Genomic DNA, 12,793 nt, shown 5'->3' on the forward strand with positions numbered 1-12,793 from the left:
ACGCTGCGGGGCTGTCAGCCAGCCGGGGCGCCGTCGCAGGCGGCGTAGGACGCTGGGCGGTCGACCGTGAAGATCTCCAGCGGGCCGTTCCACCGCCAGGGCGTGACGCAGGCGGCGTCGAGCACGCTGACGGGTGAACCGCCCCTGGCGCGGGTGCACGCGACGTAGCCGGGGGCGTGACCCTCGTCCAGCAGCGAGAGCGGCCCGTTCCACTGCCACGGCGCGGCGCACAGGCGGTCGCCGGGTCCGTCGTGCTGACCAGCGGACGCCGGAATCGCCGCGGCCAGCACGGCACCGCCGATGACGGCGGTCGCGAAGAGCGTCTTCTTGATCATGCAGCGTGCATCGGCCGGCGGCGGCACGTCCTCAACGGACGTCACCCCAAGAGCCGAACAACGTCACACGGGCAGGGTACGAGCGGTCCAACCGCCCTGCGGGATGAGCTGAGCTGTGCGAACGTCGTCGATTCCGCGCTCGAGGCGGATGAGCAGATGATCATCGTTCAGGCGTTCCGCGACGCCCTCGCCCCACTCGACGGCGACCACCGCGTCGACCAGATCCGTGTCCAGGTCGAGGTCGTCCAACTCGTCCAGGTGACCCCCGAGCCGGTACGCGTCGACGTGCACCAGCCGCACGCTCCGCCCCTCGGCCGGCTCGTGCACGCGGGCGACGACGAACGTCGGCGAGGACACCCGGCCCTGCACGCCCATGCCGCGCGCCAGACCGCGCACGAACGCCGTCTTGCCGGCGCCCAGGGGCCCGGCGAGCAGCAACAGGTCACCCGCTCGCACGAGTTCACCCAGCTTGCGGCCGAACTCCTCGGTGTCCTCCACCAGGGGCAGTTCGACGGTCTTCACGCTCGGCGCCACCACTTCTTCCGACTCTCCCCGCGATCGGCCGCGCAGCGTTCGACGAGCGCGACCAGGTGGTCGTTGACGAGATCAGCCTGCTCCATCATCACCATGTGCCCGGCACCGGGGGCCCGGACGAGGGTGGCGTGCGGCATCTCCTCGGCCATCCGCTCGGCGTGCGAGAACGGCGTGAGCTTGTCCGCGTCACCGCTCAGGATCAGCACCTCGCAGTGCCGCAGACCGGCCAGCGCCTTGTAGCGGTCGTGCGTGCCGAGGGTCTCCAGGAACTCGGTGAGCACCTTCACCGACGTCCCGTTGATCATCTGCTCCATCAGGTCCACCAGGGACGGGGCCACCTTGCGGTCACCGAACGCCCCCAGGCGGATGCCGCTCCAGGTGAGGCTCTTCGCGCTCCTGCGCACCCACTCGACCAGTCCCGGCTGCACACCGGCGAGCCGGCCGACGCCGAGCGTCACCGGGTTGTACCGCGAGAGCACGGACTTCGGCAGCCCCGCACCGCCCACCGCGCCGGCGGCCGTGCCGATCAACGCGACGCCGCGCACCCGTTCCTCGAAGAGCTCCGGGTGCTTCTCGGCCAGCGCCATGATCGTCATGCCGCCCATGGAGTGGCCGACGAGCACCAGCGGGCCCTCCGGCACGACCGAGCGGATCACCGAGTCGAGGTCGAGCGCGAGCTGGTCGATCGTGCTGTGTTCGGGCGCCGACCGGCCGGACCGCCCGTGGCTGCGCTGGTCGTAGAGCACCTGGTGCACGCGCGGGTCGATCAGCTCGGCCAGGTCGCGGCGCTGGAAGTGGAAGCAGCGGCGGTCCAGCGCGAACCCGTGCACCAGCACGACGGTGATGTCCGGCTCGCCGCCGTCCGCGGGGTCGACCTCCTCGACGGAGATCGGCACGCCGTCCTCCGCGGCCACCGTCGACTCGCGATCGGGCCTCAGCAGCCCCAGCGGCTCGTCGGCGAGGCTGTCGGACGCGGTCTTGCGCTCGTGCGAGACCTTCGCGGTCTGCGCCACGGCGGCACCGGCCACGACGGCGCCGACCGCACCACCGACCCACCCGACGACCTTCCACACCGGCTTCACGTGTAGATCCTCCGCACCCGCGGCCGGTACATCCCGCAGACGATCTCGTAGTCGATCGTCCCGGTCAGCTCCGCCCACTCCGTCGCCGTCGGCTCCCCCCGGCGTCCGTCGCCGAACAGGACGACCTCGGCACCCTCCGCGATCTCGTCGTCCCCGCAGTCCACGACGATCTGGTCCATGCAGACACGGCCCGCCACCGGGCGGCGCTTCCCGTCCAGGAGCACCTCCATCCGGCCGGAGAGCGCCCTCGGAACGCCGTCCGCATACCCGGCAGGCACCAGTGCCAGCGTCGTGTCCTTCTGCGCGGTCCACGTCATCCCGTAGGAGACGGACTCACCTGCGGGGATACGTTTCGTGAGCGCCACGTGCGACCGGTAGCTCATGACCGGCCTCAGGTCGTGGTCGGTCGGGACCGGGTTCAGCCCGTAGATCGCGATCCCAGGCCTGACGATGTCGAAGTGCAGGTCGGGCCTGGTCAGCAGGGCCGCGGAGTTCGCGATGTGCCTCTTCGGGTCGACGCCGAACGACCGCGCCACCTCGTAGGCGTCGTCGAACCGCTTGGCCTGCAGGTCGATGGACGGGTCGCCGATCTCGTCGGCGGACGCGAGGTGCGACCAGACGGCCACGACCTCGTGCTTCCTCGCGGCCTCCACGAGCGCGGGCCAGTCGTGCGGCTGGCAGCCGTTGCGGCTCAGGCCCGTGTCGATCTTCAGGTGGAGCCGTGGCCGCGCGTCGGCCTCGTCGGCCGCCTGTTCGATCCTGCGCAGGTCGGAGAGGGAGGCGATGGACATCTCGACGTCGGCCGCGAGACCGGCCGCCAGGTCCTCGTCCGGGGCGTCGAGCCAGGCGAGGATCGGGGCCTGGATGCCCGCGGCGCGCAGGGCGAGAGCTTCCTGCGTGCTGCACGAACCGAGCCAGGTCGCGCCCGCTTCGAGGGCGGCACGGGCGACCTGGACCGCACCGTGGCCGTAGCCGTCCGCCTTGACGACGGCCATCGTCTCGGAGGACGGCGCGAGGCCGGCGAGCAGGGCGACGTTGTGCCGCAGCGCGCCTAGGTCGACGACAACTTCTGAACGGGCCATAACCCGTTCATCGTGCCATGTCAGCCGCTCAGGAGGACTATGGCGCAACTCGCAGCGACCGGATCGCATCCGGGACCGCCTCCATCAACCCCGACGCCGGCACCGGGGCCCCGTCCGCGCCCAGTTCCGCCGCCAGGACGTGCGCGTACGCCGCGTACCCGGCCGCCAGGAACGGGTCCAGGCCACTCGCCAGCAGCGCGCCGATGATCCCCGACAGCACGTCGCCCGACCCGGCCGTCGCGGGCCAGGACGACGTCGCCGAGTTCACCAGCGCCCGTCCGTCCGGCGCGGCCACGACGGTCCGGTGGCCCTTGAGCAGGACCACGGCGTTGAACCGCTGGGCGGCTTTCCTGGCCGCCGCGACGCGATCCGCGCCGACCGGACCGGCCAGGCGTTCGAACTCGCGGTCGTGCGGGGTCAGGACCAGGGCCGCGTCGGGGTCGCGGGCGTCCCAGAGCGACGGGGTCGAGGCAAGCAGCGTGATGGCGTCCGCGTCGGCGATAACCGGGACCCCGGCGTCCAGCACGAAGCGCAGCACCTCGGCCGAGGACGAGCCGGTTCCCATGCCGGGACCGACGACCCAGGCCTGGACGCGGCCGGCGTCGGTGATGGAGCCGGTGCAGATCGTCTCCGGCCAGCGGGCGCGGATGGCGTCGGCGGCGGGACCGGCGTAGCGGACCATGCCGGAGGTCGCGAGCACGGCGGCACCGGTGGAAAGCACCGCGGCGCCGGGATAGGTCGAACTGCCGGCCGCCACACCCGTGACGCCCTGGGTGTACTTGTCGTCGGACGGGCCCGGCACCGGCCAGGTGATGTCGGAGCGGTCGAGCAGCACGAAGTCGGGGTCGGACGGCCGCAGCCCGATGTCGACCAGGTGCACCTCGCCGCAGTCGGCCAGCGCGTGCACCGGCTTCAGGCAGCCGAACGTGACGGTGGTGTGCGCTCGTACGTGAGGCCCGGAGATCTCACCGGTGTCCGGGTCGATGCCGGACGGCAGGTCGACGGCCAGGATCGGGGCGTTCACCGAGGAGACGAGAGCAGCCGCGTCCGGGCGCAACGGGCCGCGTGCGGACAGGCCGACGATGCCGTCGACCACCAGGTCGGGAGTGCCCACCTGGTCGGTGATCCGCCCGCCCGCGCGCCGGAAGGCCGCGAGCCCCTCGGCGTGCGCCTTCTCCGGCGCCAGCAGGACCGCGGACACCGCGACCCCGCGACGGCGCAGGAAGTACCCGGCCCAGAGGGCGTCGCCGCCGTTGTTGCCCGCACCCACGAGCAACGTGACGCGGCGCCGCCCGGACAGCAGTCTGAGGGCGTGGGTGGCCACACCGAACGCGGCCTTGCGCATCAACGAGCCCGGCGGGACGACCGCCATGAGCTCCTCTTCAGCGGACTTGACGCGTTCGGTGTGCCAGACGCCTCTCACTCACTCGACGGTAACGGACTTCGCCAGGTTGCGAGGCTTGTCGACGTCGTAGCCGCGGGCGGTCGCGATCTCGGCGGCGAGCACCTGCAGCGGGATCGTCGAGATGAGCGGCTGCAGCAGCGTCGGGACGGCCGGGATCTCGATCAGGTGGTCGGCGAACGGACGGACCGTCTCGTCGCCCTCCTCCGCGATCACGATCGTGCGGGCGCCACGGGCCTGGATCTCGCTGATGTTCGACACCAGCTTCGAGTGCAGGACGGCACGGCCCTTCGGCGACGGCATGACCACGACGACCGGGAGGCCCTCCTCGATCAGCGCGATCGGGCCGTGCTTGAGCTCACCGGCCGCGAAGCCCTCGGCGTGCATGTACGCGAGTTCCTTGAGCTTCAGAGCGCCTTCGAGGGCCACCGGGTAACCGACGTGGCGGCCGAGGAACAGCACCGCCTTCGAGTCCGCGAGCTCCCGACCGAGAGCCTTGACCTGGTCGATGGTGCCGAGCACGCGGCGCACGGCCTCGGGCATGGCCTCCAGCTCGTGGAACTCGCGGGCGACCTCGTCCGGGTACTTGGTGCCGCGGGCCTGCGCGAGGGCCAGGCCCACCAGGTAGTTCGCGGCGATCTGGGCGAGGAACGCCTTCGTCGACGCGACACCGATCTCCGGACCGGCGTGCGTGTAGAGCACGGCGTCGGACTCACGCGGGATCTGCGCGCCGTTGGTGTTGCAGACGGCCAGGACGCGGGCCTTCTGCGCACGGGCGTGGCGCACGGCCTCCAGCGTGTCCGCGGTCTCGCCGGACTGCGAGACGGCGACGACGAGCGTGTCGCGGTCGAGCACCGGGTCGCGGTAGCGGAACTCGGAGGCGAGCTCGACCTCGACGGGCAGGCGGGTCCAGTGCTCGATCGCGTACTTTGCGACGAGACCGGAGTGGTAGGCCGAACCACAGGCGATGACGAAGACCTTGTCGACGTCGCGCAGGTCCTGGTCGGAGAGGCGCTGCTCGTCGAGGACGATCCGGCCGTTCGCGAAGTGGCCGCGCAGCGTGTTCGCCAGCGCCTCCGGCTGTTCCTCGATCTCCTTGAGCATGAAGTACTCGTGGCCGCCCTTCTCGGCGGCGCTGAGGTCCCAGTTGACCGTGAACGGCTTGGCCTGCGCGGGCTCGCCGTCGAAGTCGGTGACCTCGTAGCCGGAGCGGGTCAGCACGACCATCTGGTCCTGGCCCAGCTCGACGGCCTGCTTGGTGTGCGCGATGAACGCGGCCACGTCGCTCGCGACGAAGTACTCGTCCTCGCCGACACCGACGACCAGCGGCGAGTTGCGGCGGGCGGCGACGACCTGGTCCGGCTCGTCGGCGTGCGTGAAGACGAGCGTGAACGCGCCCTCCAGCCGGTTCACGACCTTGCGCACGCTGGCAGGCAGGTCGCCCTTCGTGTCGCCCTCCGCGTAGGCGAAGGACACGAGGTGCGCGACCGTCTCGGTGTCGGTGTCGGACGCCATCTCGACGCCGAGGCCCTCGAGCTCGGCGCGCAGCGCGAGGAAGTTCTCGATGATGCCGTTGTGCACCACGGCGACGCGGTTCGTCGTGTCGCGGTGCGGGTGCGAGTTCTTGTCGATCGGCGCGCCGTGCGTCGCCCACCGGGTGTGACCCATGCCGACGGTGCCCACGAAGTTCTCGCGGCCCACGTCGTCGAGCAGCGTCTCCAGGTTCTGCAGCCGTCCGGCCTTGCGTTCGACGGCGAGGTCGTCGCCTGTCACGACCGCGACGCCCGCCGAGTCGTAACCCCGGTATTCGAGGCGCCTCAGCCCGTCCAGCACGACGTCGAGCGCCGACTGGTGACCCACGTATCCCACGATTCCGCACACGGAAAACAGACTAGCTAGACCACGCCACTAACCCTAATGAGTGAGCGAACTACGTCACCGCAGGTCAGGGACACGAGTGGTGTAGACCAATCTCGGGTGTGGTGCGCGCGACAGGATCGACTACGGTTCTCCCCATGGCTCGCCGCGTGATCACGCTGACCGCGAAACAGGCCCTCGAGCAGCTCAGCAGGCCCGGACCGCACCCCGTGCTGCGCGGCGACCTCGCGCTCGTCGGCCTGCCGGGCGTGATCTTCACGCCGCGGTCCGGCCTGGGTCTGCCCGCCGTCGCCTTCGGCCACGGCTGGATGCAGCCCGTACGGCGCTACCACGGCCTTTTGCGGCACCTGGCCTCCTGGGGCGTGGTCGCCGCGGCACCGGCCGTGGAGCGCGGCCCGCTGCTGTCGGCACGGGTGCTGGCGGCGAACCTGCTGACCACTTTGGACATCAGCACCGGCGTGCGGCTCGGCACCGGTGAGATCAGCGTCGACCCCGCCCGGCTCGCGCTGGCCGGGCACTCGATGGGCGGCGGCGCGGCGGTGCTGGCGGCGGCGGGCGCGGACCGCGTCCGGGCCGTTGTGACTTTGGCCGCAACGGAGACGCGCCCGTCCGCACTGGACGCGGCACGGGAGGTGCGCGCGCCCGGCCTGCACCTCGCGGCGGGCGAGGACCGCATCGCACCGCCGGTCGGCCACTCCGAGGCGATCGCCCAGGCGTGGGCCGGTCCGGTGCAGCTGCGGCTGCTGCCCAAGGCCTCGCACCTCGGGTTCACCGAGGGCAGGCACTGGAGCGAGCTCATGCTCGACGGCAGCTCCGAACGGGGTTCGCACAAGCTCGGGCGCGCGTTCGTGACGGCGTTCCTGCTGCGGGTGATGACCGGCGACCGGACGTACGACGAACTGCTCGACAGCGACCTGAAGGCTGCGAACCTCGTGTTCCAGCGGGAAGCCCTGCCCCGGCGCTGACGCTTCCGGCCCCGGTGCGAGTCGCACGCGGGGCCGGAGAGCAGGTCAGCTGAGCCAGGTCTGGCCGCTCAGGTCGTCATCGTCGTCCACAGGTGCCGGACGGCGCCGGTGGACCGGCGGAGGCGGCGCGACCGGCGGCGGAGGCGGGGGCGGCACCGGAGCGGCCACCGGCGCCTGCTGCCGTGGCGCGTAGCCGCCGTCGTCGTCCTCCGGGCCGAACGCCATCTCGCCCGTGCCGCGGTCGGGACGGTCCCACTGCGGCTTGCGCTGCTGCTGCTTCTCACCCTGCTTGGTGATGTTCTCGGCGCTCTCGCGGGCCTCGGCCTGGTCGCGCTTCTGCTTGGCCTCGCGCGCCTCGATGTCGGCGGCGACCTTGTCCTGGTTCGCCCTGAGCTCCACCGAGACCTCGGCGGTGGAGCGGCGCGTCTTGGCGAGGTTGTCGTCGAACAGCGCCTGGACGCGCGGGTCCACTTCCCCGATCATCGCCATGGGTTGGCGGCCTCTCCTCGGTCTTCACCCAGCGTGGTCTGCATGGCGCTCAACGGGTTGCTGTTGTCGTCGTCGAACAACGTGCCCGTGGTGCGCCATTGGCTGGCCCCGCGCTCGGAGTCGCCGCCCTGCTGGCCGCCTGCTCCGGCACCGCCCATGCCGCCACCCATCATGCCGCCGCCCATCATGCCGCCGGAGGCCGCACCGCTCGGCGACTGGCCGTGGGCGTCCTGCATGGTCGGCAGGTTCGCGGAGCCCGGCTGACCCGCCTCGGACGTGTTCGTGTTGAACGAGCCGCCGTTGCTGTCACCGGAGTTCGGGCTGGTCCACGCGGTGTCGGCGCTCGACCCGAGCACGGACTCGCTGCCGCCGCCCGCACCGCCGGTGAACGAGACGCCGGACGTCGTCGTGCTGTCCGTCGCCTGGGCGAACTGGGGGCTCTCCGCGGGGATCCTGGGCTCGCCGACGCTCGGCATGATGCCGTTGTCCTCGATGTAGCTGCGGGCCATCGAGTCCTGGAAGCGCTCGGCCACGTTCGGCGCGGCCTCACCCGGCGCGCTCCAGACCTGCTCCCCCGCGGGGGCGGGCATCGGCTGGAAGTCGGCCTCGGCCGGCAGCGTCCTGACCTCGTCCGGGAAGTCGCCCTCCGGCGTGCGCAGGCCGTCCTCCAGCCTGACGCCGTCTTCCAGCCTGGCACCGTCGGCACCGCCCGCGCCGGAACCGGACTCCGAACCCGGGGTCTGCGCGGCCGGGTTCTCGTCCTCGCCGAAGCTCACGCCGACCTTGTCCGGCGTGCCGTCGCCGTCGTCGGCGGTCAGGTTGATCTCGCCGGTGTCGGCGTTGACCTCGGCGGTGAAGTTGACGCCGTCCTGCTCGATGTGGATCTTGCCGTCCTCGCCCACCTCGACGGGGATCGGGTTCGACTCCGAACCCAGCGGGCCACCGGCTGCCGGGGCCGCGCCGCCACCGGGTGCCGGCGCGCCACCGGCGGCGGGGGTCTGCGCGCCCGCCGTCGGGTTCGAGGCGGTGAGCTGGTTGGCCATGGCGGTGATGGCCTGCGCGCCGTTCTGCCCCATCAGGGCCTTCGCGGCCTCGGGGTTCTTGCTGAAGTCCAGGTCGTAGGTCTTCGGCTCGCCCTTGGGCGTGTCGATCGTCATCTTCACGTGCCCGTTCGAGTCGGGCTCCGTGACCTTGATCGTGTTGTCGCCGGCCGTGACCGTGACGGTCTCGAGCTTCTCCTCGGGCTTCGGCTCGTCGGGCTTGCCGTCACCGTCGAGGTCGTCGGGCTTGCCGTCGCCGTCGGTGTCACCGGGGACGTCGGGCTTGCCGTCGCCGTCCTTGTCGAGCGGGTTCTCCGGCTTCGGGATCTCCGGCGTGCCGCCGCCGCCACCGCTCGGAGCGCCGCCGCCACTGGGACCGCCGCCACCGCTCGGGCTGCCGCCGCCACCGCCGCCGTTGTCGACCTTCTGCTGGCCGCCGCCACCCTGCTCGGTGAACGACGGAGCATCGCCGACCGGACCGAACGGGTCCGTGCCGAACGCGCCCTTCATGCCGGTGAACATGGCCTTGTAGTCGGCTTCGACACCGGTCTGCACGGCCTGGCAGTACCCGTCGAACGCCTTCTTCTTGCCGTCGAACTCGGCGCAGAGCGCCTTCAGCTTCTCCTTGGCGTCACTGATGATCTTGTCGCGGACGTCGGCGATCCACCCGCCCCAGCCCAGGCCGGAGAGGATGCCGAGCGGTCCGCCGCAGATCGCGCCGATGACCGAGTTCTTGATCTCGCTGTGCACGCCGTAGACCCAGTCGAGGACGCCGCCGTCGTTCGGGAAGACGTCACCGTTCGCCTGGCGGATCGCTTCCTCGGCCTTCTCGACCGTCAGCCCGCCGCACGTGTCCGAGTACTGGTCGTGGATCTGCTGCGCGAAGTCCTTGACGTGCTTCTGCATGTTGGTCACGCCGCCGGTGATCGCACCCGGCCCCGTGCCCGCCTGCTGCACGAACTGCTTCGAGGCGCCGGCGAACTTGCCCTGGTAGGCGCGCGCGGCCTGGGCCGCGGGGCCTTCCCAGGAGCCGAGCCCGTTCCAGGCGGAGCCCAGCGCGTTGTCGTGCGCCTCGGCCTTCTTGACGTTCTCGGTGATCTTGTGCGCGTCCTCGCGGAACTTCGCGAAGTCGATGTCGCGGACCTCGTCGTACTTGCGGTAGATGTCGCCCTCGAGGTTCGGCGCGGCACCCTGGTGGCCGCACGCCGGCGCGGCCTTCGCGTAGACGGGGATGAACTTCTCGAAGAACCGCAGCCCAGGGGCGCCGGCGTCGAGCAGCGTGTTGCTGTTCGGCACGTCGCCCTGCTCGTTCAGGACCTTCTGGGTGGCGCCGAGCTCGCGCTCCTCGCCCGCCTTCTTGACGAGCTTGTCGGCCTCCCCGCCCTCCATCGTGAAGGCGGCGTGCTGCGCCTCCTTGCGGATGTTGTTGCCCTCGAGGAGACCCATCGTCGGCGCCGCGAGGAGCACACCCACGACGTGGTCGCCCACACTCGGGTCGTCCGGGACGTCGACACCGTTCGCCTTGCCGTAGCGCTCGACCTCTTCCTGGGGAGCGCCGGCGCCGGCGAGGGCGCGCACGAGCTGCTTCTTGGTCTCCGGCGTGACGTTCGGGTCGTCGAGGAGCTTCTTGATCTCGGTCTGATCCGCCACGACTCGTTACCCCTTGTACTGGCTCGAGGTCTGCGCCTCGTTCGACTCGTACGTCTTCGCGACGTCCTTCAGGCGCGTGGCGATGCCGGTCGCCTCCTTGCCGAACTTCTCCAGACTCGTGCCGAGCAGGTCGAAGTAGGACTTGTACTCGGCGGCGACGCCCTGGAACTTGCGGCCGACCTGCCCGGCTGTCACGCCCGGCACGATCGAGGGCTTCATCTGGACCAGTGCTGATCCCTCTGCCTCGTACGTCCCCGCGGTCTTGGTCAAATCGCCGGACTGCACACCGAAACCGGACATCGCTCGCCTCCCCTTGTCCCCGATCTGACGCAATTCGGTCTCATCGGGTTCCGCCATACAGTGCCAGCTCGGATCACGCGGTGACCGGCGCTCGACGATGTCGGTTGCCTTAGTAAACAGCCATTCGGCGCAAGGCGCTGTTGATCACCACTGATCGGGTGGCAGCGGGTCACCAGCCGCCGGGGGCGGGCGGCTGCGTGCCGGGTGGGGGCTGCTGCGGGTGCCCCTGCGGCGGGTACGGCTGCTGGGGCGGGAACGCCTGCTGGGGCGGGGCTTGCTGCGGGAATCCCTGCTGAGGGTGCGACTGCTGCCCGTGCGACTGCTGGGGGTACGGCTGCTGCCCGTACGACGGCTGTCCGTGCGACGGCTGCCCATGCGACGGCTGCCCGTACGGCTGCTGTCCGTACGCCTGCTGCGGGTGGCCGGAACCGGGCGGGAGCGGGGGCTGGGCGACGGGCTTGCGCTTCGACGTCACGACAACGGCGACGACGACCGCGACCCCACCTCCCAGCAACACCAGGAGTACGAGCAACATCAGCACGGTCATCCCCAGCCCCCCACTGTCCTCAGTGCACCGAGGAAACCACACCCGCCAGGCGCTGCGCGGCGGACTCGGCCTGTTCGTGGCTCGTGGCCTCGACCATCACCCGCACGAGCTGCTCGGTGCCGGACGGGCGCAGCAGGACGCGGCCGGTGTCGCCGAGCTCCGCCTCGACGGCGGCGACGGCCTCGCTGACCGACGTGGCCTTGGCCACGGCCGCCTTGTCGGTGACCTTCACGTTGATCAGGACCTGCGGCAGGCGGCGCATCACCGAGGCGAGGTCCGCGAGCGACTTGCCGGTCTCGGCCATGCGGGCCATCAGGCGCAGCGCGGTGAGCAGGCCGTCGCCGGTGGTCGCGTGCGCGGGCAGCACGACGTGGCCCGACTGCTCGCCGCCGAGGGAGTAGCCGCCGGCCTTGAGGTCCTGCAGCACGTAGCGGTCGCCGACGGCGGTGGTGCGCAGCTCGATCTTGGACTCGCGCATGGCGATGTGCAGGCCCAGGTTGCTCATCACCGTGGCGACGAGCGTGTCCTCGAACAGCTCACCCGCGTCGCGCATGGCGATCGCGAGGACCGCGAGGATCTGGTCGCCGTCGACCGGGTCACCGTTCGCGTCCACGGCGAGGCAGCGGTCGGCGTCGCCGTCGTGCGCGATGCCGAGGTCGGCACCGTGCTCGCGGACGGCGGCGGCCACGACGTCGATGTGGGTGGAACCACAGCCGTCGTTGATGTTGAGGCCGTCCGGTGTCGCGTTGATCGCGATCACCTCGGCCCCCGCGCGGCGGTACGCGTCCGGTGCGGCCACCGACGCGGCACCGTTCGCGCAGTCCACCACGACCTTGATGCCGTCGAGGCGGTGCGGTGTGACCTTGAGCAGGTGCTCGACGTACTGGGTCTCGGCGTCGGCGATGTCACGCACGCGGCCGATGGCGGCACCGGTCGGCCGGTCGAAACCGGCGCCCATGTGCTGTTCGATCTCGTCCTCCACCGAGTCCGGCAGCTTGTGACCACCGGCGGCGAAGAGCTTGATCCCGTTGTCCGGCATCGCGTTGTGCGACGCGGAGATCATCACGCCGATGTCGGCACCAAGCGCGGCGACCAGGTGGGCGACGGCGGGCGTGGGCAGGGCACCGACGCGCAGCACGTCCGCACCGGCCGAGGTGAGGCCGGCGGTGACGGCGGCGTCGAGCATCTCACTGCTCGCACGGGGATCGCGGCCTACGACGGCGATGGGACGGTGGGAGCGGTCGTGCTCGGCGAGCACCCGTGCCGCCGCGGCGGCGACGGACATCGCGAGCTCGGGGGTGAGGTCGGCGTTGGCTAGACCGCGGACTCCGTCGGTGCCGAACAGGCGGGCCATGGAACCTCCGATGTGGACACTGCAAGGCGGCGGGGACAGACCCGGAAGAACCCCGGAAAACACTGCGGGAGCAGCAGTTCGCAATGAACTGCTGCTCCCACAGGTACAGCTGGATGACGCTCGGGCCGCGGGGAG

At 71.2% G+C, this 12,793-nt stretch carries 12 protein-coding genes; 1 reads left to right on the top strand and 11 read right to left on the bottom strand.

The annotated features are described in order from the left end of the window. Positions 1-14: 14 nt before the first annotated feature. The 6 genes from IEY88_RS41260 to glmS form a co-directional block, all read right to left on the bottom strand. The gene (locus IEY88_RS41260) at positions 15-335 is read right to left on the bottom strand and encodes a hypothetical protein (protein WP_189160341.1); all 321 of its coding nucleotides are present in this window, start codon (positions 333-335) and stop codon (positions 15-17) included. A 63-nt stretch (positions 336-398) separates the two neighbouring features. Then, entirely contained in the window at positions 399-857 is a 459-nt protein-coding gene (gene tsaE / locus IEY88_RS41265; protein WP_229694247.1) for a tRNA (adenosine(37)-N6)-threonylcarbamoyltransferase complex ATPase subunit type 1 TsaE, read from the bottom strand. Further along, positions 854-1,951: an alpha/beta fold hydrolase gene (locus IEY88_RS41270; RefSeq protein ID WP_189160343.1), complete on the bottom strand. Its 1,098-nt coding sequence runs from the start codon at positions 1,949-1,951 to the stop codon at positions 854-856. Before IEY88_RS41270 ends, tsaE begins: the two co-directional genes overlap by 4 nt. Continuing rightward, the gene (alr, locus tag IEY88_RS41275) at positions 1,948-3,033 is read right to left on the bottom strand and encodes an alanine racemase (RefSeq protein ID WP_189160344.1); all 1,086 of its coding nucleotides are present in this window, start codon (positions 3,031-3,033) and stop codon (positions 1,948-1,950) included. Before alr ends, IEY88_RS41270 begins: the two co-directional genes overlap by 4 nt. A gap of 37 nt (positions 3,034-3,070) precedes the next feature. Beyond that, positions 3,071-4,456, bottom strand: a complete 1,386-nt coding sequence (locus IEY88_RS41280) for an NAD(P)H-hydrate dehydratase (protein ID WP_189160345.1) — start codon at positions 4,454-4,456, stop codon at positions 3,071-3,073. Further along, positions 4,457-6,316, bottom strand: coding sequence for a glutamine--fructose-6-phosphate transaminase (isomerizing) (gene glmS / locus IEY88_RS41285; RefSeq protein WP_189160346.1), 1,860 nt, complete (start codon positions 6,314-6,316; stop codon positions 4,457-4,459). It lies immediately after the preceding gene. Between the two features lie 134 nt (positions 6,317-6,450). Between glmS and IEY88_RS41290 the strand changes: the two genes are divergently transcribed. After that, positions 6,451-7,278: a dienelactone hydrolase family protein gene (locus tag IEY88_RS41290; protein ID WP_189160347.1), complete on the top strand. Its 828-nt coding sequence runs from the start codon at positions 6,451-6,453 to the stop codon at positions 7,276-7,278. Positions 7,279-7,323: 45 nt separating this feature from the next. On the opposite strand, the gene IEY88_RS41295 is transcribed toward IEY88_RS41290, so the two are convergent. The 5 genes from IEY88_RS41295 to glmM form a co-directional block, all read right to left on the bottom strand. Continuing rightward, positions 7,324-7,767 (bottom strand): hypothetical protein, encoded by a 444-nt coding sequence (locus tag IEY88_RS41295; protein ID WP_189160348.1) that lies wholly within the window; start codon positions 7,765-7,767, stop codon positions 7,324-7,326. Beyond that, on the bottom strand, positions 7,758-10,457 hold the full coding sequence (locus tag IEY88_RS41300; protein ID WP_189160379.1) for a hypothetical protein: 2,700 nt from the start codon (positions 10,455-10,457) through the stop codon (positions 7,758-7,760). Before IEY88_RS41300 ends, IEY88_RS41295 begins: the two co-directional genes overlap by 10 nt. A 6-nt stretch (positions 10,458-10,463) precedes the next feature. Continuing rightward, positions 10,464-10,757 (bottom strand): hypothetical protein, encoded by a 294-nt coding sequence (locus IEY88_RS41305; RefSeq protein ID WP_189160349.1) that lies wholly within the window; start codon positions 10,755-10,757, stop codon positions 10,464-10,466. A 169-nt stretch (positions 10,758-10,926) separates the two neighbouring features. Continuing rightward, positions 10,927-11,304 carry a hypothetical protein gene (locus IEY88_RS41310; protein WP_189160350.1) on the bottom strand — a complete coding sequence of 126 codons (378 nt, stop codon included), beginning with the start codon at positions 11,302-11,304 and terminating at the stop codon, positions 10,927-10,929. A 19-nt stretch (positions 11,305-11,323) separates the two neighbouring features. Next, a complete protein-coding gene (glmM, locus tag IEY88_RS41315) occupies positions 11,324-12,658 on the bottom strand; it encodes a phosphoglucosamine mutase (protein ID WP_189160351.1) in 1,335 nt (444 codons plus the stop codon). Positions 12,659-12,793 lie beyond the last annotated feature (135 nt).

This window comes from Lentzea pudingi, assembly GCF_014646255.1.
GTDB lineage: Bacteria > Actinomycetota > Actinomycetes > Mycobacteriales > Pseudonocardiaceae > Lentzea > Lentzea pudingi.